The following is a 20,711-nucleotide window of genomic DNA, read 5'->3' on the forward strand; positions in this document are numbered from 1 at the left end:
AAGGTAGGCGCTTACGCTACTGGTAGAGTTGGCCCTGATTGTGGAGCGTCTGGGCCTTTGCTATACTATGCCCCCGTCCTAGTATCACTGATGCGTCCTTAATCACATCCAATTTCTCAGGTTCGACATGACAACAAAATACATTTTCGTCACTGGAGGTGTTGTATCCTCCTTGGGTAAGGGTATTGCTGCTGCTTCACTAGCTGCCATCCTGGAAGCGCGTGGTCTTAAAGTGACCATTATGAAGCTTGATCCCTACATCAACGTGGATCCAGGTACCATGAGCCCAATTCAGCACGGCGAAGTATTTGTTACGGAAGACGGTGCTGAGACCGACCTGGACTTGGGTCACTACGAACGCTTCATCCGCAACAAGATGACCAAGCGTAACAACTTCACCACCGGCCGCGTCTACTCTGACGTACTGGCAAAAGAGCGCCGTGGTGACTACCTGGGTGCCACCATTCAGGTTATTCCTCATATCACCAATGCAATTAAAGAACGTGTTGTCGCGGGCGGCGAAGGCGTAGATGTTGCGATCGTAGAGATCGGCGGCACCGTGGGTGATATTGAGTCACAACCTTTCCTCGAAGCTATCCGTCAGCTGGGTACCGAGATCGGTCGTGAGCACGCCATGTATATGCACCTGACGCTGGTGCCTTACTTGGGTGCTGCCGGAGAAGTAAAAACCAAGCCAACCCAACACTCTGTTAAAGAGCTGCGTTCTATCGGTATTCAGCCAGATATCTTGGTATGCCGTAGCGATCGCGCGATTCCTGCCAACGAGCGTAGCAAAATTGCGCTGTTTACCAACGTGCAAGAACGCGCTGTCATCTCTTTGAAAGACGTAGATAGTATTTATAAAATCCCGGCGCTGCTGAAATCGCAAGGTCTGGATCAATTGGTTACCGACCGCTTTGGCATTCAGTGCCCAGAAGCCGATTTGGCCGAGTGGGAACAGGTAATCTACGAAGAAGCCAACCCAACCAATGAAGTTGTGATTGGTATGGTGGGCAAGTACATCGAACTGCCTGATGCGTACAAGTCGGTGAACGAAGCGCTGAAGCATGGTGGCCTGAAAAACCGCCTGAGCGTGAAGATCCAGTACGTTGACTCTCAAGATGTTGAGAGCAAAGGCACCGAGATTTTGAAAGACCTGGACGCAATCCTGGTACCGGGCGGCTTTGGCGAGCGCGGCGTAGAAGGCAAGATTATGGCTGCCAAATACGCCCGTGAAAACAAGGTCCCTTACCTAGGGATTTGTCTGGGTATGCAAGTGGCGATGATTGAATTCGCACGTAACGTAGCAGGCCTTGAAGGCGCGCACTCTACCGAGTTCGATTCAAGCACCCCGTACCCAGTGGTAGGTTTGATTACCGAGTGGATCGACGAAGACGGTAATGTTGAGCAGCGCAGCGAAGCGTCTGACTTGGGCGGCACCATGCGCCTGGGTTCACAGCTGTGTCACCTGGAGAAGGGCTCGAAGGTTGCTGAGCTATACGGCAGCACCGAGATTTACGAGCGTCACCGTCACCGCTACGAAGTAAACAACAACTTGTTGGAGAAGATCACCAGCAAGGGCTTGCAAGTGACCGGCCTGTCTTCGGACAAGAAGCTGGTAGAAATTATCGAAAACCCGAACCACCCGTGGTTCGTTGCTGCTCAGTTCCATCCCGAGTTCACTTCAACTCCACGCGATGGTCACCCTCTTTTCGAGGGCTTTGTGAAGGCAGCAGGCGAGTTTAATAAGGCACGCTAACGAGCCTGAAATTTTTTAAAGAGTTAGCAATTCATTAAATAGAGGAAATTAGTAATGGCTAATATCGTTAAAGTGATTGGTCGTGAAATCATCGATTCACGCGGAAACCCAACTGTAGAAGCAGAAGTTCACCTGGAAGGTGGTTTTGTAGGCATGGCAGCAGCTCCTTCTGGTGCATCTACTGGTTCTCGTGAAGCTCTTGAGCTGCGCGATGGCGACAAAGCTCGCTTCCTGGGTAAAGGTGTACTGAAAGCTGTTGAAGCTGTAAACGGTCCAATCGCTGAAGCTCTGGCTGGTAAAGACGCTAAAGATCAAGCAACTCTTGACCAAATCATGATCGACCTGGACGGCACCGAGAACAAATCTCAGTTCGGCGCAAACGCTATCCTGGCTGTATCTCTGGCTGCTGCTAAAGCGGCTGCTGCTGCTAAAGGCATGCCTCTATACGAGCACATCGCTGAGCTAAACGGTACTGCTGGTCAGTTCTCTATGCCTCTGCCAATGATGAACATCATCAACGGTGGTGAGCACGCTGACAACAACGTAGACATCCAAGAATTCATGATCCAGCCAGTTGGCGCTGCGACTCTGAAAGAAGGTCTGCGCATCGGTGCTGAAGTATTCCACAACCTGGCTAAAGTTCTTAAGTCTAAAGGCATGAGCACTGCGGTAGGTGACGAAGGTGGTTTCGCTCCTAACCTAGAGTCTAACGCTGCTGCTCTGGCTGCGATTAAAGAAGCTGTTGAGCTGGCTGGCTACGAGCTGGGCAAAGACGTAACTCTGGCTATGGACTGTGCTGCTTCTGAGTTCTACGACAAAGAAGCTGGTAACTACAACATGAAGGGCGAAGGCAAGATCTTCACTTCAGAAGAGTTCAACCACTACTTGGAAGGCTTGGTTGCTGAGTACCCAATCGTTTCTATCGAAGACGGTCTGGACGAGTCTGACTGGGATGGTTTCGCACACCAAACCAAACTGCTGGGCGACAAGATCCAACTGGTTGGTGACGATCTGTTCGTAACCAACACCAAGATCCTGAAAGAAGGTATCGACAAAGGTATCGCTAACTCTATCCTGATCAAGTTCAACCAAATCGGTTCTCTGACCGAAACTCTGAACGCAATCAAGATGGCTAAAGACGCCGGTTACACTGCAGTAATCTCTCACCGTTCAGGTGAAACTGAAGATGCAACCATCGCTGACCTGGCTGTTGGTACCGCTGCTGGCCAAATCAAGACTGGTTCTATGAGCCGTTCTGACCGTGTTGCTAAGTACAACCAGCTGATTCGTATCGAAGAAGCTCTGGGCGCGAAAGCACCTTACAACGGCCTGAAAGAAGTTAAAGGTCAGTAATTGACGCTTTAAGCTCTTAAGCTGTAAAAACCTCGCTTCGGCGGGGTTTTTTTATGCCTGTTGCTCTTTTAGGTTACAGCTGGCAGAAAGCACCTCCTTTCTACAAGAGCGGCCTGAAAGAAGTTAAAGGTCAGTAATTGACGCTTTAAGCTTTTAAGCTGTAAAAACCTGGCTTCGGCGGTTTTTTTTATGCCTGCTGCTTTTTTGGGTTACAGCTGGCAGAAAGCACCTCCTTTCTACATGAGCGGTCTGAAAGAAGTTAAAGGTCAGTAATTGACGCTTTAAGCTTTTAAGCTGTAAAAACCTCGCTTCGGCGGGGTTTTTTTATGCTTGGGGTTAACGGAAGAATCCTTGATAGTGGAGGCCTGTGTTTTAACGTGTCGTTCGCCGCTTTATCTATTTTCCAGAATATCCTTTCGAAAACTGGAGCAGACTCTACCTTTATGGGATGATCCACAAAAAATATCGCCATGCGGAGATTTCATGCGCCCATTTAAGCTAATTCTGGTTTTGTTACTGCTGTTCTTGCAGTACGAACTCTGGTTTGGCAAGAATTCACTGAACGACTTTATGGGATTGCGTGAACAAGTGGCCCAGCAGCAAATTGCTAACCAAGGGCTTGGCCAAAGAAACCAAGTGGCCGCTGCCGAGATCGATGATTTGCGAAGCGGTCTGGAAGCCGTTGAAGAGCTGGCCCGCCACGAGCTTGGCATGATCAAACCGGGTGAGACCTTCTACCGCCTGGTATCCGAAGAAAACTAAACGAAATCAACATGAGCGAAGCGATTATCGCGGTGATCCCCGCCGCCGGGATCGGCAGTCGAATGCAAGCCGCTATTCCCAAACAGTACCTGCCGATGGGCGAGGCTACCTTGCTTGAGCACACCCTGAATGTCTTCCTTTCTCACCCGCGTATCGATGCGGTTGTGGTCGCACTACATCCTGAAGACCAGCAGTTTCAAGCGTTGCCCTGTGCTAAGCACCCGCGACTACAAGCCGTGGTTGGCGGCGGTGAGCGGGCCGACTCGGTGCTTGCCGCGCTTCAGGTTTGTAGCAGCGATGCTTGGGTGATGGTGCATGATGCAGCCCGGCCGTGTCTTACTCGCCATGACTTAAACAGTCTTATCAGCCATTGTGAAGCACACAATGAGGGGGCGATCTTGGCCTCGCCGGCTAAAGACACCATGAAGCGTGAGTGCGATGGACATATCGACCATACGGTGGAGCGCCAGCAGCTATGGCATGCCATGACTCCGCAAATGTTTCGTTGCGGACCTCTCACAGATGCCTTGCAGCAAGCCCTGCAACAAGATATCGCGGTAACCGACGAGGCCTCTGCGATGGAGGCTGCGGGCCTGCCAGTCGCCTTGGTGGAGGGGCGCAGCGATAACCTTAAAGTCACCCGCCCGGAAGACTTGCCATTAGCTCAATGGCTGATTCAACAGATTAAACAGGAGCAAGCATGATTCGTATTGGTCATGGTTTTGATGTACACAAATTTGGTGGCGAAGGGCCGCTGATGATTGGCGGCGTTGCGATCCCCTATGAGCGGGGCTTTATCGCCCATAGCGATGGTGATGTAGCGATCCACGCCCTGTGCGATGCCTTGCTCGGCGCTGCCGCGCTGGGGGATATTGGCAAGCACTTTCCTGACACTGACCAAGCCTATGCCGGTATCGATAGCCGTATCTTGCTGCGCCGGGTAGTAAGCGAGCTCAAAGAGCGCCGCTACGCCATCAACAATATCGACCTGACCATCGTCGCTCAGGCACCTAAGATGGCGCCGCACATTGATGCTATGCGCGCTTGTCTGGCAGATGACCTTCAATTAGCCATCGACGCGGTGAACGTTAAGGCAACCACCACCGAAAAGCTTGGCTTTACCGGCCGCAAAGAAGGGATCGCCGCCCATGCGGTGTGTCTGGTGACCAAACATGACTGAACCACGAATTACCACTGAGCAAACAGCTCTGCCTGAATTTGCTTACCTTTATGGCAAGCCTAAGGCTAGCGCTTCGCTAAAGCAGCAGGTCGAAGACTTCCGCGTCGATGAGTTATTACCATTTGAGTTCAGCGGCGATGGCGAGCATATGTTGCTACACATTGAGAAGCGCGACGCCAACACCCAATGGGTGGCCAAGCAAATCGCCCGTGCCTTAGAGATCGCGCCGCGCGATGTTAGCTATGCGGGGCTGAAAGACCGCCATGGCGTAACGGCCCAATGGTTCAGCGCCCAGCTTCCCGGCAAAGCCAATCCTGAACTGCCTGAGGAGCTGGCCGAGGGCGTGAAGATTCTCGCCACCGCTCGTCACAACAAAAAGCTCAAGCGTGGCGCGCTGTCGGGTAACAACTTCACCATTCGCCTACGTGATGTTAGCGATGTGGCCGATGTGGAAGCGCGGCTGGCCAAGGTTGCGCAGTCGGGCGTGCCAAACTACTTCGGGAACCAGCGCTTTGGTTTTAACGGTGGCAACATTGTGCAAGCCCGAGCCATGTTCGACGGTAAGCGCATACGCGACCGCGACAAGCGCAGCATGTATCTAAGCGCCGCGCGCAGTTTGGTGTTTAACGCCATTATTAGTGAGCGGGTCAGCCAAGACTGCTTTGCCTCTCCGTTACCCGGCGAAGTGTTTAAGTTCCGCAGCTCCAACGCCATCTTCAGTGAGCCCGAGCTCAGTGATGCGCTGTTAGCTCGCTTTAATGATCAAGAGATTGAGCTCACCGCACTGATGGCAGGTAGTGGCGAGCTGGCGAGCCAATCTGAGGTGGCGGCTATCGAGCAGGCTGTGATCGAGCGCCACCAAGACTTGGTAGGTGGCTTGGCGAAGGCTGGCCTTAAAATGGAACGTCGGGCACTGGCGCTCTATCCTCAAAACTTAACGTGGCAGTGGCAGGAGCAAGACTTAGTCGTCAGTTTCTTCCTGCCTGCGGGCTGTTTTGCCACCTCGGTACTACGTGAGTTAGCAATCTGTGAGGAATCTCGATGACGCTACTGGTTAGCAACGATGATGGAATTCACGCTCCGGGCATTCAGGTACTGGCTCGACACTTAAGTGAACTGGGCGAGGTATTAGTGGTTGCGCCGGATCGCAATTGTAGTGGAGCCAGCAGTTCGCTGACCTTGGAAAATCCACTAAGAATCAATCGCCTGGCAGAAAACCAAGTGTCGGTTAAGGGCACGCCCACCGATTGTGTGCACTTGGCCCTGAACCAGCTCGTGGCTGACTTGCCTGAGTTTGTGATAGCTGGTATTAATGCTGGAGCTAATTTAGGGGACGATGTGCTCTACTCGGGGACTGTCGCAGCGGCAATGGAAGGAAGGAACCTTGGTTTGCCCGCTATTGCGGTGTCGCTGGCAAGTAAGCAATGCCTTCACTACGATACGGCGGCAAGGGTCACCGTAGACATCGTCGGTCAGCTTCGTCGCCAAGGTCTACCTAGCAATCAGATCCTAAATGTTAATGTGCCCGATCTGCCGTTTGAGCAGTTAAAAGGCATTAAGGTAACGCGCTTAGGGGCACGTCACCGCGCAGAGAAGATGATCAAGGAACTCGACCCGCGAGGCCAAGAAGTGTTTTGGCTTGGTCCTCCGGGTGAAAAGCAGGACGCAGGCGAGGGCACCGATTTCGATGCCGTTGCCAATGGCTATGTTTCGATTACACCGATTAGCATCGATATGACCGCCTACTCGTTAATGAGCAGCCTGGAGGAATGGCTGCAGCACTGGGAGAAAGACTAAATGTATCTAGGGGAAAGCCCTAACAGCCTTCGACTGACTCAGGCCTTGCAACAACATGGGATTAGCCATAGCGGTGTATTGCAGGCGATGGCACGACTCCCACGCGAAGCCTTCTTAGATGAGGCCTTAGCGCATCAGGCTTGGGACAACACTGCGTTGCCGATTGGTCAAGGACAGACCTTAAGCCAGCCCTATATCGTTGCCCGAATGACCGAAATCCTGATGCAATCCAAGCCTAAGCGAGTGTTGGAGATTGGTACTGGTTCAGGCTATCAAACCGCGGTGCTGGCCCAGTTGGTGGAGCAGGTTTACTCGGTGGAGCGGATCAAGACCTTACAGTTTCAGGCTAAGCGCCGCTTGAAGCGCCTCGATCTTCACAATGTCTTTACCAAGCACGGTGATGGCTGGCAGGGCTGGGATGCGAAAGCCCCGTTTGATGCCATCATTGTTACCGCTGCCGCGGCGCACTTGCCGATGAAGTTGGTGGAGCAGCTGGCCGATGGCGGCAAGATGGTGATTCCCATTGGTGAGCAACAGCAGACACTGCAGCTGATTACCCGCAATGGTGACAAATATCAGCAGCAAGCAGTTGAGGCGGTTCGCTTCGTTCCCTTAGTTAATGGAGAGTTGGCCTAGTCGTCCTATGAGTAGTGCGCTGCGAGCTGTTGAGTTATTGATGCGGCGATGGTTTATCGTGCTAGGTGGTTGTTTGCTGGTTGTTGCCTGTTCGGGCGGCGATCGGGCCCCTGCACCGGTAACACAGGCCGGCGCTTACACCGCGGAATCGCGAGGTTCGATTAACTCTCGCGATTACACCGTTCAGCGTGGTGAAACTCTTTACTCGATTGCATGGCGTGCCGGTGTCGACTTCAAGCAGCTTGCCAGCTGGAACGGCATCAAGCCGCCATATACTATTTTCGAAGGCCAAAAAATTAAACTTCGTCAAACTGAGACAAAGGTCACAACTCCTCCTGTAGTCGCCACCAAGCCCCGTCCCACCAAGGCTCCAGTTGCTACGCAGAGTCAAAATCCGCGCAACAATCAAGTTACAACTGTTAATAATACGTCAAAAAAGCTTGAATCAACGTCAACAACGGAATACGCTGAAACCTCTGTTACCGCGGATCTACCTACGAAAAGGGTTTCAGGTATTACCTGGAATTGGCCGACAAAAGGGCGAGTTGTTAGAGGTTTCTCTGCGTCAGCCAACGGTAATAAAGGACTCGATATAACAGGTAGTCACGGTCAGAAAGTTGTAGCAGCTGCATCTGGCAGAGTGGTATATGCGGGAAGCGCGCTACGGGGTTACGGCAAACTCATTATTGTCAAACACAATGACGATTTCCTCAGTGCCTATGCTCACAATAGCCGACTGAGGGTCAGTGAAAAACAACAGGTGGAAGCCGGTCAGCATATCGCTGACATGGGCGATACGGGAACTACTGATACCCGTCTGCATTTCGAGATCCGTCTCAAAGGGCAGTCCGTCGACCCAAGGCGCTATCTACCATAACAGGCCAGCAGATAGTTACGCTGACCTGACTAAGGGAGGCAAGCTATGTCCGAAAGTAACACCGTGAAGCTCCAAAGTGTCAACCTAGACGAAACCAACAACGTCCAAGAGTTAGACGAACTTGCCGCAAGGGAAGCGGAAAGTGAGACGGAGGAAGTGGTTCAAACGGAGAGTGTCGACAGCGGTAAAAGCCTTGATGCGACCCAGTTATACCTTGGTGAAATTGGCTTTTCTCCACTACTCACCGCAGAGGAAGAAGTCTTGTTTGCCCGCCGCGCCTTGCGTGGTGACGAAGCTGCTCGCAAACGTATGATTGAGAGTAACTTACGTCTGGTTGTGAAGATAGCGCGACGCTATAACAATCGTGGCCTGGCGCTGCTAGACCTGATTGAAGAAGGCAACCTCGGACTTATCCGTGCCGTTGAGAAATTCGATCCTGAGAGAGGCTTCCGTTTCTCGACCTACGCGACTTGGTGGATCCGTCAAACCATTGAACGGGCCATCATGAACCAAACCCGTACCATTCGCCTACCGATTCATGTCGTCAAAGAGCTGAACGTTTACTTGCGCACCGCGCGTGAGTTGGCACACAGCCTTGACCATGAGCCTACTGCTGAAGAGATTGCTGAAAAACTCGATAAGCCAGTGGAAGATGTGACCAAGATGTTACGACTGAACGAGCGCATCTCTTCGGTTGATACGCCAATTGGTGGTGACAACGATAAGGCGCTACTCGACATCATCTCCGATGATAAAGAGCGTGGCCCAGAGCACCGCACCCAAGACGATGATATGAAGAGCAGTATTGTTTCTTGGTTGGGCGAGCTCAACAGCAAGCAGCGCGAAGTATTGGCTCGCCGCTTTGGGTTGCTGGGCTATGAAGCCTCTACCTTGGAAGATGTTGGCCGTGAGATTGGCCTGACCCGCGAGCGGGTAAGACAGATCCAGGTTGAAGCGCTGCGCCGTCTGCGCGACATCCTGCAACAGCAGAATCTGTCTATCGACTCACTATTTAAGGTGTGAGATAAACCTTGTTCAAAGAGCCAGCCTGATCAGGCTGGCTTTTTTAGTTGTGTACCCCTAACCATCGCCGGGTCCGCTGGCAGTAATCTAAATAGGCTTGACCAAAGCTCTCCTCGAGAAACCGCTCCTCAGGCAGAATCTGAAAACGCTGAATGTAGGCGATAAATCCAGCTACTCCCACCATGCCTACCAAGCTGGCTAGGGCAACGCACTCTGCCACTAAGAGTATCGCCAATGCCAGATACATCGGATTGCGGCTAAAACGGTAGGGGCCACGGGTTACCAGCGCGGAGGTCCCCTTTAGTTTGTGTGGATTGATTGTGGTTCGTGCGCGGCGGAAGCAATAGAGCGCGGCCAGCGCCCAAGCCATGGCGCTTGCTGCTAACAGCGCTGCGATGCTGAGATTGGTTGGGCCTGCCGGGGAAGAAGAGGGCGCCAGCACAAAGATGCTGGCACCGCTAATAAGCCATATCAAAGGCGGGGGCAGAAGTAACTCTAGTCTGTGCAATCTTGCCCCTCCCTTGGCCGCTTGATGGCGGGCTAGTTCATACGGAACACCGCGAGATCTTTCACCAGTTGTTCGCGAAGTTCAGCCAGTTGGCTGGCGGTGCTTTGAGTAGAGCTTACATTATTCTCCACCTCGTGGGTGATCTCTTGCAAGGTGGTAATGTTCTTGGCGATCTCGTTGCTGGCAATGCTTTGCTGGTTTGCCGCAGTGGCAATGCTGGTATTCAGGTGATTAATATCGACGATCACCTGAGTCATCTCCTCCAAGCTTTGCTTACTTTGGATGTTGCTCTCGTTAGAGGATTCGCAGGTGGTCTTGGCCACCGACATCGCCTGAGTCACCGCAGTGATACCGCCTTGCAGGTTGTCCAGCTTCTCATTGATACCTTGGGTGCTGGTCTGTGTTTGATCGGCCAGATTGCGCACCTCTTCAGCCACCACCGAGAACCCGCGGCCATGGTCCCCGGCGCGCGCTGCTTCGATGGCAGCGTTAAGTGCCAGCAGGTTGGTTTGCTCAGCTAGCTTATCGATGGCGCCTAAGGCCATCACAATGCTGTTGATATCGTTGCCCAAGCTCTCGACGGCCTGCTCAACTTGCTCAACCTCGTTCATCAACTGGGTGACACTCGAGCTAGACTGCGCGACTAACTGTTGGCAGAAGTCGATACGGTCGGTGCTCTGCTCGGTCAGGCTGGCGGCATCCTGGGTGGTTTGCGCGACAGTATCGGCGGTATGACTCATCTCTTGGACCGCACTCACCGCTTGCTCGCAGACCGAACCTTGCTGATTAACCAGCTGCAGGTTGTTATTGGCGCGTTCACTGATCTTGTCACTGCTATCACCCAGGGCGCTGGCAGAGTTAGAGATCTTGCCGAAGATACCCTGCAGGTTAAGCGTGAACTGGTTGATGGCGTGAGCTATCTCACCGAGGTCACCTTTGGCGCCGTCATCGAGGCGTTTGCTCAGGTCAATATCGCCGCTGGAGAACTCGGTGACTCGTGCGTTTAGCGCTTTAATGGGCCGATAACAAAGGCGGGCAATTAATAGAGTGAGGATGACGATAACCACACCAACAATTAACAGGCATAGCGTAATCGAGCGATTAAGAGCATTAGCCTGAGCCTTTAGCTGCTGCATGTTGACATAGCCCTGCAAACTCCAGGTTTGGCCGGATAGATCAATATCTTGCTGAAGCGGAGTTTGATCCGCTATTGGCTCGCCAGCGAGTACGGTGCCATCGGGGGCGAGCAGTGCGAAACTGGCAAGTTGCGAGCTGCTGGAGTCGACCAGTTGGCGGACCGAGCTGAGGTCGAGGAAGATAACATCGCCGCGACCAGACGATCCCGGGATGGCTACCGGCAGGCGTGGGCTGTCTTGTTGATAGTCGATGGCGCCCAGCCCAATACTCTGACCTGCGCCTTCGAGCAGCTGCAGAATGCTTTGGCTGATTTGCTCATCGTTCACCGTGCCTTGTGCGCCAAACACCATCCCTTGGATGACCCGATAGATGTTGGCAAAGCCGGTCTTGTTCTGCAGGTTCTCAGGGGTGTCGGAGCCGGTATCCATGACATCGGCGACCAGTACCTGCTGATTAATGTTCTGTTGAACTTGCTCCCCCAATAGCTGCATTGATTGCTCAATACTGTTCAGCTCGCTGCGCTGTAGGTAATCACTGATGAAGTAGCGAACGGCGAAGAAACTGACCAAGGTAGTGGTAACAACAATACAGAGAAAGAGGGCGGTAATTTGCTGCTTAAACGACAGTTGCATAACGATTCCTTGTACTTAAACGACTTGCTCCCGCTCTTGTTGGCGGTTGTCTACAACGGAACTACGGTTGCTATATTTTGTGATACTAATTAACTATATGAATGACTTGGTGTTTATTGCTTAACCCGCATCACATTTCTGAGTGGCTAAGCGAAAAAAAGCGGCCACTAAGGGCCGCTAAACGTTCGCTAAGGATTATTTCTTATCCGCGTATTTCATCGAATCCAAGGCTACCGCGAAGATGATAATCGAGCCTTTGATGATGTACTGCCAGTAGGGGCTTACACCGATGTAAGTCATACCGTAGTTGATAACGGTGAAGATCAATACACCGGTAACCACGCCCGCAATACTACCCACACCACCGGCGAAGCTCACCCCGCCGACCACACAGGCCGCAATGGCATCGAGCTCGTACATAAAGCCGAGGTTGTTGGTTGCACTACCGATACGGCCAGCTTCCAACATACCGCCAAAGCCATAGAACACACCGGAAAGTGCATAGATCTTCAGCAAAGTCACCGGCACGTTCACACCAGATACCTTGGCCGCTTCAGGGTTACCACCGATGGCAAAGATGTTCTTACCAAATACCGTCTTGTTCCACAGGATCCACATAAAGATGATGGCCCCGATGGCATAGAAGGTGAGGTAGGAGAGCCTGAACGTACCGAAGCGGAGGAAGCCCTGGGCAAACTCAGAGAAGCGAGGGTCGAAGCCGGCAACCGGAGACGCACCAATCGAGTCGAAGTACAAGGAGTTAACCCCGTAGACGATAATCATGGTACCCAAGGTGGCAATAAACGGCGTCACCTTGAGATAGGCAACGATGATGCCGTTAATCAGGCCGATAACGGCACCGATGGAGCAGACAATGATGATGACGCCAATGATAGGTAGTTCACCCAAGTCTGGGAATACCTTGTTGACGTTATCTACCGACTGCAATAGCGAGGCGGAAACCACCGCTGCTAAGCCAACCTGACGACCCGCCGAAAGGTCAGTACCTTGGGTGACAATCAGACCGGCGACACCCAGTGCGATAATGATACGTACCGAGCTTTGAGTCAGAATGTTGCTGAGGTTACGCAGGCTCAGGAACGAAGGTTCCTGGATAATAATGACTGCGAGTAAGATAAATAGTACTGCGTAGATCCCACCCTCTTTGAGGTAGCGTAATCCTACGCTGCCGAGCTGTAAGCCGGGCTTAGTGTTATTCGTGTTGTCCATGACAGAGTCCTTTACAGATAGCGCGACGCTAAATTGAGAATTTCGTTTTGTGTGGTCTCTTTGGTATCAACGATGCCCGCCACCTTACCGTTACTCATTACCAGAATGCGGTCGGTGATGCCTAACAGCTCAGGCATCTCTGACGAGATGATGATGACCCCACGGTCCTTCTTAGCCAGCTCAAGAATCAGTTGGTAGATTTCATACTTCGCACCAACGTCGATACCTCGAGTCGGCTCATCCAGCATCAGTACCTCTGGCCCGGTTAGCAGCCAGCGGCCAATAATGACTTTCTGCTGGTTACCGCCGGACAGCGAGCCAATGTTAGTGCTGTGCGATGGCGTTTTAACGCTCATCGAGTCAATCACCCATTGGGTATCGCTCTTCATGCGTTTGTTGCTTAACAAGCCGCTCTTTTCACGGTAGCTCTCAACATTGGCAACCAGTGAGTTGAAGGTGATGTCGAGGTTGGCGTAAATACCGGTGGCCCGGCGCTCTTCGGTGACCAAGGCGAAGCCATTACGAATAGCTTCGTGAGCATCTTTGTTGGCCACTTCCTTGCCGTGGAGCTTGATACTGCCTTCACTGCGTTGGCGAATACCAAACAGCGCTTCAACAATATCGGTACGTTTCGCGCCGACCAGACCGGCAATCCCCAACACCTCGCCCTTGCGTAGCTCGAAGTTAATGTCTTGAATGGAAGGCTGATTCAGTGCGGTGAGGTTGTTAACCTCGAGGATAGTCTCTTTCGGGACATTGGTTTTTTCAGGGAAACGCTGGGTCAGTTCACGGCCTACCATCATGGCGATGATTTGGTCCATGTCCAAGCCTTCAAGAGGCTGAGTGTTTACCCATTGTCCATCACGCAAGATGGTGATCTCATCACAAATGGCGAAGATTTCGTCCATCTTGTGCGAGATGTAGACAATGCCACAGCCGCGTTCCTTGAGCTTACGAATAATGGTGAATAGATGATTTACTTCTTTCTCTGTCAGAGAAGAAGTCGGCTCATCCATGATGACGATCTTAGCGTTGTATGAGAATGCCTTGGCAATCTCCACCATCTGCATTTGAGAAACCGACAGCGATTCCACTTTGGTTTTTGGGTCGATGTCGATATCAAGTTCGTCAAACACCGCCTTGGTGTCGTGATACATCTTGTCGTGATCAACGAACAAGCCTTTAAGTGGATAACGGCCCAACCAGATGTTGTCCATTACCGTGCGTTGCTTAACCTGATTGAGTTCTTGGTGAACCATCGATACGCCCGCTTCCAAGGCCTGTTTGGAAGACTGAAAATCCACAGGCTTACCGAGAAAGCGAATGTCGCCGGCGTCTTTACTGTAAATACCAAACAAGCATTTCAGTAAGGTAGACTTACCCGCGCCGTTCTCACCCATCAAGGCATGTATCGAGTGAGGACGAACCTTGAGGTTTACCTGATCTAATGCCTTTACACCCGGGAACGACTTATCGACCCCGGTCATTTCAAGCAGGTATTCGTTCTGTTTACTATCTGTCATGGCAAATTCCGAGAGAAAAAGCGGGGAGAACCCCCGCTTCTTTAGGGGTGAACTACTCTACGTTGCTAGCGTCCACACCCACGTAAGGAACGCGAACGATCTTCTCTTCGATTTTCCACTCGGTACCATCGGCTGCTGCATTACCGTTAGCCAGGTTACGAGCCAGCTCGAAGGTTGCTTTAGCTTGGTTTTGCGCATCGTTCAATACGGTACCCGCCATGTCGCCGGACTTAACTAATGCAAGTGCTTCGGTCAGTGCATCAACACCGAATACCGGTAGGTCAGTACCCGCGGCACGTAGCGACTCGATTGCGCCCATTGCCATTGCATCGTTGTTGGCGATAACCACTTCGATCTTGCTGCCGTTTGGACCAGAAATCCATGCATCCATCTTATCTTTGGCCATGGCGGTATCCCACATGCCAGTATCCAGATGTAGCTGCTCGGTCTCATAGCCCATATCGTTCAGGGTGCTGATAACGTAAGAGGTACGGGCTTCTGCATCTGGGTGGCCAGGCTCACCTTTCAGAAGTACAAACTGGATTTTGCCGTCGCCATTTAGATCCCAGCTTGGGTTGGCTTGCCAGTGCTTAGCAATCAACTGCCCTTGGATGATGCCAGACTCTTTAGAGTCGGTACCTACGTAGTAGGCCTTGTCGTAGCTGGCTAAGGCTTCGGCTGAAGGCTCTTTGTTGTAGAAGACAATCGGTACATCGTCCATTTTCGCTTTGCTGATCACAACTGGCGCTGCTGCTGGGTCCACCAAGTTGATCGCGAGTGCATCCACACCACGAGCTAGCATCACGTCAATCTGATCGTTCTGCATAGATTGGTTGTTTTGCGAGTCGTTCATCATGATGCGGGTGTCGCTATCAGAAGCGGCAGTAGATTCGATAGCTTGACGTACTACAGACATAAAGTTGTCATCGTACTTGTACACGGTAAAGCCGATGGTGGTAGCCATAGCTGAACCGGCAATCGTCATCCCTGCAACAAGCGTAGCGAGCGTAGTCAGTTTTTTCATTCCTATATCCTTTTATTGTCTTTGTACTTCTTTGTAGTTTGTAGGTAGGGGTGCTTTGATAAGGTTTTCAGCACCAGCCAGTTGCAGTCTAGGGGAAATTTATACGCGATTATGTGAGGCCATTCGCACTACTAGGTAATCGTTTACACTCAGGTCACAAAATTTGGTTCAGCAATAATTTCTAACTCTGCGCGCACTTGACTAGCAGAGTGAGCCAGCTCACAAGCGGGTGAAAGGTAAACGCTATCCCTTTATAAATGGCGTCATGAATCAAGTTTTTATCAAGAATCCGTGTATGAAATTTCCAGTGCAGCTATTCCCTTAACACGTTAAATAGGACTACCATGAGAGAATCTGCATAGTCCATGGAGGGTACATGCAACGGAGGGATATGGTGAGAAAAGTTAGGTTTCCACTACAGCTGCATCTGGCTACCATCATGGTACTGATGCTGGTGGTGACCTGCGCCATCATCGCTATTTTTAACTACCAGAAAACGTCCGAGATTGTTTCGTCAAATCAACGCGCTATCTTCAGCGAGATTGGCGAGAACGTGCTGGATCAGACGCGTTATACCTTAAATAGTGCCCAGTCTGCGGTACTGAATCTGCGCTACATTGAACCGACCGAACAAGATTTTCTGGAAAAGCCTGAGCGCTGGTTGATCATGCTGAGCAACGCCTTAGAGTTGCAACCCTTTCTCAGCTCGATCTATGTCGGTTTCGATAATGGTAGCTTTTATTTGGTACGACGCTTTGATGATCAGGCTGATAGTCTGCGTCATGGCGGGCCGTTGGAAGCCCGCTACTCGGTAAACCAAGTATTGAAAGGCAAGGGTGAAATCCAATTCTATACCGAGGACCTGCAGTTTATTGCTGATCCTCTGGGGCGCGAGTACACCTATGACCCACGAGAGCGCCCTTGGTATCAGCTGGCCAGCGAGCAACAAGAAATCGTGGTAACCAGCCCTTATCGTTTTTTTACCAGCCAAGACATCGGCATGACCTTGGCCATTGCTGCCCCCGACAAGCGTTTTGTGGTGGGCGCTGATATCACCTTGGTGGAGATGTCAAAGCTGCTACAGCGGCACGTGTTTACGCCCTCCACCGAGCTGGTGGTGTACAACGATTCCAAGACCTTGTTGGCCCACAGTAACCCGAGCCGCTTAGAAGTGCAGGCCGATAATCCACGGGCGCGCCAAGAGCTACCCAACCTCAATCAACTCGATGTGCCGGTCATGCAGCGTTTGGCGCAGCAGCAGCGCATCGGCGAGTTTGACCTTAAGGTGGGCTCTCAGGCATGGCGTGGAGATGTCTCGCTGATGGAGGTGGGGGTTGCCGACCTTTATCTCGGTATCGTCACGCCACTCGATGAGTTGCTGGGTGAAGCTAAGCTAGCTCGCGATACCTCGATGCTGCTATCCACCATTATTATGGTGATTTCTATTCCCATCGCGTGGATGTTCTCGAGGATGATCTCCAAGCCACTGCGGCTGCTCAAAGATCAGAGCGAAGCGATCATGTCGTTCGACTTTGCTAAATCCAAGCCCATCGACTCGATGGTGCAGGAGATCTACCAGCTAAGTAATACCACCGAGAGAATGAAAGCCACCATCGAGCAGTTTGCCGAGGTGTCTACCATCGTGGGGGAAGAGAACAGCTTCCAGCGCTTGCTGCAACGCTACCTCGATGAGCTCAACAAAATCGTTGGTATGCCCACCGGGGCTATCTGGTTAGCCAAGGAAGATGGCTATGAGCTGGCAGCCCAGCGCGGTGAGAAGATTGCGTTGCCCGAGCAGTTAAATGATGTGCAGGCGGCGCGTCAGCCCTTAGTGGCCAGCTTGCTCAATGAGTCACACCACCGCCGCGCCAGTATGGTTCAGGTAAGTCACCAGCAGCAGGTGCACTCTGCCATGATCTGCCCACTGATCGACCGCCAGCGCAAAGTGATTGGCCTGATGGTCATGCTGGGTGAGCCCGGTACCTTACTGAGCCGACAGCGTCTGTCTTTTTTGAATGCCTTGAGTGGGGTGATCACCGTGGCGGTGGAAAACCGCCAGCTGATCGACGCCCAAAAACAATTGATGCAGGCCTTTATCGAGCTAATCGCTGACGCCATCGATGCCAAATCGCCCTATACCGGGGCGCACTGTAAGCGGGTGCCAGAGCTGACTAAGATGCTGGCCCGGGCCGCTCAATACGAGACCCAAGGCGAGTTTGCCTCGTTCTCACTCAACGATGATCAATGGGAAGAGCTGCATATCGCCAGTTGGCTACACGATTGTGGCAAGGTCACTACCCCCGAGTACGTGGTCGACAAGGCCACCAAGCTCGAGACCATCTACGATCGCATCCATGAGGTCAGGATGCGCTTTGAGGTGCTAAAACGCGACGCCCAGCTGGAATACTGGCAGGCACGAGCGCAAGGCAAACCAGCCGACAAACGCGAGTTGGAAGTGTTACTACGTGAACTCGATGAGGAGTTTGCTTTCGTTGCCAACTGTAATCAGGGCGGCGAGTTTATGGAGAAAGCCGATATTGCGCGGCTTAAAACCATCGGCCAACGGCGCTGGCTGCGCACCCTTGATGACCGCTTAGGGCTTTCTCACCTTGAGCTGGACCGCCTCAAGGCCTATCCGGCCAAGCCGCTGCCTCATCTGGAAGCCTTGCTGGATAACAAAGACGAACACTGCCAGCTGCGTACCCCATCTGCGGTGGAGCAGCCGGATAACCCTTGGGGCTTCAAGCTCAATGTGCCGGAGTTTGAGTACAACCGCGGTGAGCTGCACAACCTGAGTATCGCGCGCGGTACCCTCACCGAGGAAGAGCGCTACAAGATTAATGACCATATCGTGCAGACCATCATCATGCTCGAGCAGCTGCCATTTCCCAGCTACTTGTCAAATGTGCCTGCGATTGCCGGCGGCCACCACGAGAAGATGGATGGCTCAGGCTATCCGCGCTGTCTGATGCGAGAGCAGATGCCAGTGACCGCGCGGATGATGGCGGTGGCGGATATCTTCGAGGCGCTGACCGCCTCTGACCGCCCTTACAAGAAGGGCAAGACCTTGAGCCAAGCCTTGAAGATTATGAGCTTTATGGCTAAAGATGAGCATATCGACCCTGCGCTGTTCCGCCTGTTCCTGGAGCGGCGGGTTTACGAGAGCTATGCCAAGCAGTTCCTCGATAAAGAGCAAATCGATGAGGTGGATATCAGCGACTATTTACCTCAGGCCAAGTCGGCCTAGCTTAAGGGCTATCATCAAAGAATACCGCCAACCAAATCGTCAGCTGCTCCGGGTCGGTCCAGTCCACCCGGTGGCGCTCTCCTGCGGGTATCAGTAGATAATCTCCGGGGCCTAGCCGCATTTCTTTTGGCCGTGTTTCTTTCGATTGTGTCGTTTCTGGCTGTGTTGTTTTTAGCTGTGTTTTGGGGTCATCGTCAAAGCGCAGTATGGCTGCGCCTTGCAACACGATTACCCACTCATGCTGATCTTGCTGATACCAAAAGCCGGGCTCAGAGCACTGGCCTTGGGAGAGGATCCGCTCAATCTTAACGCCGCTGGCGTCAGTTATGGTGGAGAACAGCTCGTTTTCGAGCTGTTTGGGGAGGTCTTGGAACAGGTTGCCATGCATGCTTACGCTCCGTGCTAGTGGACCTATCGCTTCCTCTAGCTTAGCGGGCAACCTGCCGTTGCGGGTAATCTCTTTGAGTGAGCTGCGTTAGTCTTGATAGATACGCTCTGCCCACAATGCCAGCCCCGAGGTAACACTGCCAAAGTTATCGCCGCTGATCATCGGTAGCTTGAAGTGCTGCTCTAGAGCCTGCTTAACCAGTGGTGAGTTGGCGCTACCGCCGGTAAGGAACAGCTGGTCGGGCTGGCAACCGGCCTGAGCGACCACCTGATCCGCCAAGCCAATGATCTTGCTCAGCAGCTTGTCTGAGGCTTGCTGATAGTGTTGTTGGCTTACCTCGGTGCTGAGGCCATCATCGAGAAAGTCCAGTTCGACTTGGCTGGTGGCATGTTGGCTGAGAGCAATCTTGGCTTGTTCGGCACAAGCGCTCAGCTGGTAAGTCATGCGCTCTTGTTGCAAGGTCTGCAAGCGCTTCAGTGGCGCAGCGCCTTGCTTGATCAATTCTTGGATCAGCAAGCGGGTCTCTTTGGAGTAGAACTGCATCTGCGCCGGGAAGTTGTTCACTGCGGCGGCATCCCAAAACGGCGCGCCGGGCACGTTGCGACCACTGCTAAGGGTCATGCCAGCGCCTAGCTCGGGCATGAGCGCTTCCATGTTCAGGGCAATATCGAAGTCGTTCCCGCCGATCCGCTCACCGCTGTAGCCCAGTACCAGCTGTTGATGGTCATGGCTGTCCAGATAACCGGGGCCCATGGTGAGCATCGAGACATCGCTGGTACCACCGCCGATGTCCACCACCATCACCTTGCGCTCCTCGCTCAGTTGGTGCTGATAGGCCAGACCTGCTGCCATCGGCTCGTACAGGAACTCGACCTGCTTAAAACCAACAAACTTGGCGGCTTTGGTGAGAATGGCCAGCGCTTGCTGGTTGCTCTGCTCGCTATCCAGCCCTTGGAAGTTAACCGGACGACCGATCACCACTTTCTCTAGACGTTGGCCATGAACCTGCTCGGCGTGCTGCTTAAGGTGTAGCATCATCGCCGCGCAGATATCCTCAAAACGCTGCTGCTGGCGCTCAGGCAGGCCGGAGGCTCCTAGGAAAGATTTAGGCGAGCGCACGTAGTAACAGTCGGCAGGGTCATCGAGATACTCATGCAGGGCGTGCTTACCGAAGCTGAGCTGGTCGCCGTAGCCATCCAGTTTTAGCTCACGCATGGCGCGCAAGCTGCTGTTCAGGGTCTCGCTGCGTGCTTGTTGGTAAGCTTGCTCTAGCCCGTGCTGCTCAAGGGCGCGAAACAGCCAGCCGGAAATCATATCGGCATGGGGGGCAAACATGGTTGAAGGCATGTACTGGCCATGCTCTGGCAAGGTCAACAAGCGAGGCTGCTGAGCGTCAACAACGCCCAGCGCGCAATTGGAGGTGCCGAAGTCAAAACCGGCGATGGATGAGGTGGTCATGGATGCGCGCCCTGTTTAGCAAAAAGCCGCGCAGAGTAACCAAGTCTGCAGGCTAAGTAAAGCGCTATCCCTATGCCTGCCAGTGCTCAAATCCTGGTCACTCAGCGGCGATGGTTTGTTTTATATAACAAAGTAATCAATAGTAGTTCTTGGTGGGGGCGGTTTCTCGGTAAGGAT

At 52.6% G+C, this 20,711-nt stretch carries 18 protein-coding genes; 11 read left to right on the top strand and 7 right to left on the bottom strand.

What is annotated here, in order from left to right; genetic code table 11:
• Window positions 1–127 precede the first annotated feature (127 nt).
• The 10 genes from G461_RS0119740 to rpoS all read left to right on the top strand — a co-directional run bounded on the left by G461_RS0119740 (window position 128) and on the right by rpoS (window position 9,387).
• The gene (locus tag G461_RS0119740; RefSeq protein WP_026959892.1) at window positions 128–1,759 is read left to right on the top strand and encodes a CTP synthase; all 1,632 of its coding nucleotides are present in this window, start codon (window positions 128–130) and stop codon (window positions 1,757–1,759) included.
• Between the two features lie 54 nt (window positions 1,760–1,813).
• A complete protein-coding gene (eno, locus tag G461_RS0119745; RefSeq protein ID WP_026959893.1) occupies window positions 1,814–3,112 on the top strand; it encodes a phosphopyruvate hydratase in 1,299 nt (432 codons plus the stop codon).
• 483 nt (window positions 3,113–3,595) lie between these two features.
• Window positions 3,596–3,874, top strand: coding sequence for a cell division protein FtsB (gene ftsB, locus G461_RS0119750; RefSeq protein ID WP_026959894.1), 279 nt, complete (start codon window positions 3,596–3,598; stop codon window positions 3,872–3,874).
• 11 nt (window positions 3,875–3,885) lie between these two features.
• Window positions 3,886–4,578 carry a 2-C-methyl-D-erythritol 4-phosphate cytidylyltransferase gene (ispD, locus tag G461_RS0119755; RefSeq protein WP_026973136.1) on the top strand — a complete coding sequence of 231 codons (693 nt, stop codon included), beginning with the start codon at window positions 3,886–3,888 and terminating at the stop codon, window positions 4,576–4,578.
• Window positions 4,575–5,054, top strand: a complete 480-nt coding sequence (gene ispF / locus G461_RS0119760) for a 2-C-methyl-D-erythritol 2,4-cyclodiphosphate synthase (RefSeq protein ID WP_026973137.1) — start codon at window positions 4,575–4,577, stop codon at window positions 5,052–5,054. Before ispD ends, ispF begins: the two co-directional genes overlap by 4 nt.
• The gene (truD, locus tag G461_RS0119765) at window positions 5,047–6,099 is read left to right on the top strand and encodes a tRNA pseudouridine(13) synthase TruD (protein WP_051333712.1); all 1,053 of its coding nucleotides are present in this window, start codon (window positions 5,047–5,049) and stop codon (window positions 6,097–6,099) included. The genes ispF and truD overlap by 8 nt, the downstream gene beginning before the upstream one ends.
• Window positions 6,096–6,851, top strand: coding sequence for a 5'/3'-nucleotidase SurE (gene surE, locus G461_RS0119770; RefSeq protein ID WP_026973139.1), 756 nt, complete (start codon window positions 6,096–6,098; stop codon window positions 6,849–6,851). The genes truD and surE overlap by 4 nt, the downstream gene beginning before the upstream one ends.
• Window positions 6,852–7,487 (top strand): protein-L-isoaspartate(D-aspartate) O-methyltransferase, encoded by a 636-nt coding sequence (locus G461_RS0119775; RefSeq protein ID WP_026973140.1) that lies wholly within the window; start codon window positions 6,852–6,854, stop codon window positions 7,485–7,487.
• Between the two features lie 7 nt (window positions 7,488–7,494).
• Complete coding sequence (locus G461_RS0119780; RefSeq protein WP_211236303.1) at window positions 7,495–8,364, top strand: peptidoglycan DD-metalloendopeptidase family protein; 870 nt, start codon at window positions 7,495–7,497, stop codon at window positions 8,362–8,364.
• A gap of 45 nt (window positions 8,365–8,409) precedes the next feature.
• On the top strand, window positions 8,410–9,387 hold the full coding sequence (rpoS, locus tag G461_RS0119785; RefSeq protein ID WP_026973142.1) for an RNA polymerase sigma factor RpoS: 978 nt from the start codon (window positions 8,410–8,412) through the stop codon (window positions 9,385–9,387).
• A gap of 43 nt (window positions 9,388–9,430) precedes the next feature.
• Here rpoS and G461_RS0119790 read toward each other — a convergent pair whose 3' ends face one another.
• The 5 genes from G461_RS0119790 to mglB form a co-directional block, all read right to left on the bottom strand.
• The gene (locus G461_RS0119790) at window positions 9,431–9,895 is read right to left on the bottom strand and encodes a methyltransferase family protein (RefSeq protein WP_026973143.1); all 465 of its coding nucleotides are present in this window, start codon (window positions 9,893–9,895) and stop codon (window positions 9,431–9,433) included.
• Window positions 9,896–9,927: 32 nt separating this feature from the next.
• Entirely contained in the window at window positions 9,928–11,664 is a 1,737-nt protein-coding gene (locus G461_RS0119795) for a methyl-accepting chemotaxis protein (RefSeq protein ID WP_051333713.1), read from the bottom strand.
• Window positions 11,665–11,859: 195 nt separating this feature from the next.
• Complete coding sequence (mglC, locus tag G461_RS0119800) at window positions 11,860–12,894, bottom strand: galactose/methyl galactoside ABC transporter permease MglC (RefSeq protein WP_026973145.1); 1,035 nt, start codon at window positions 12,892–12,894, stop codon at window positions 11,860–11,862.
• A gap of 11 nt (window positions 12,895–12,905) precedes the next feature.
• Window positions 12,906–14,417 carry a galactose/methyl galactoside ABC transporter ATP-binding protein MglA gene (mglA, locus tag G461_RS0119805; protein ID WP_026973146.1) on the bottom strand — a complete coding sequence of 504 codons (1,512 nt, stop codon included), beginning with the start codon at window positions 14,415–14,417 and terminating at the stop codon, window positions 12,906–12,908.
• Between the two features lie 52 nt (window positions 14,418–14,469).
• On the bottom strand, window positions 14,470–15,441 hold the full coding sequence (gene mglB / locus G461_RS0119810; protein ID WP_026973147.1) for a galactose/glucose ABC transporter substrate-binding protein MglB: 972 nt from the start codon (window positions 15,439–15,441) through the stop codon (window positions 14,470–14,472).
• 394 nt (window positions 15,442–15,835) lie between these two features.
• Between mglB and G461_RS0119815 the strand changes: the two genes are divergently transcribed.
• A complete protein-coding gene (locus G461_RS0119815) occupies window positions 15,836–18,688 on the top strand; it encodes an HD domain-containing phosphohydrolase (protein ID WP_169727280.1) in 2,853 nt (950 codons plus the stop codon).
• Window position 18,689: 1 nt separating this feature from the next.
• Here the strand turns inward: G461_RS0119815 and G461_RS0119820 are convergent, their stop codons facing one another.
• A complete protein-coding gene (locus G461_RS0119820) occupies window positions 18,690–19,076 on the bottom strand; it encodes a cupin domain-containing protein (protein ID WP_035480907.1) in 387 nt (128 codons plus the stop codon).
• 87 nt (window positions 19,077–19,163) lie between these two features.
• Window positions 19,164–20,534 (bottom strand): molecular chaperone, encoded by a 1,371-nt coding sequence (gene yegD, locus G461_RS0119825; protein WP_026973150.1) that lies wholly within the window; start codon window positions 20,532–20,534, stop codon window positions 19,164–19,166.
• Window positions 20,535–20,711: the final 177 nt, after the last annotated feature.

It is taken from the genome of Aliagarivorans marinus DSM 23064, assembly GCF_000429485.1.
GTDB classification, from domain to species: Bacteria; Pseudomonadota; Gammaproteobacteria; order Enterobacterales; family Celerinatantimonadaceae; genus Aliagarivorans; species Aliagarivorans marinus.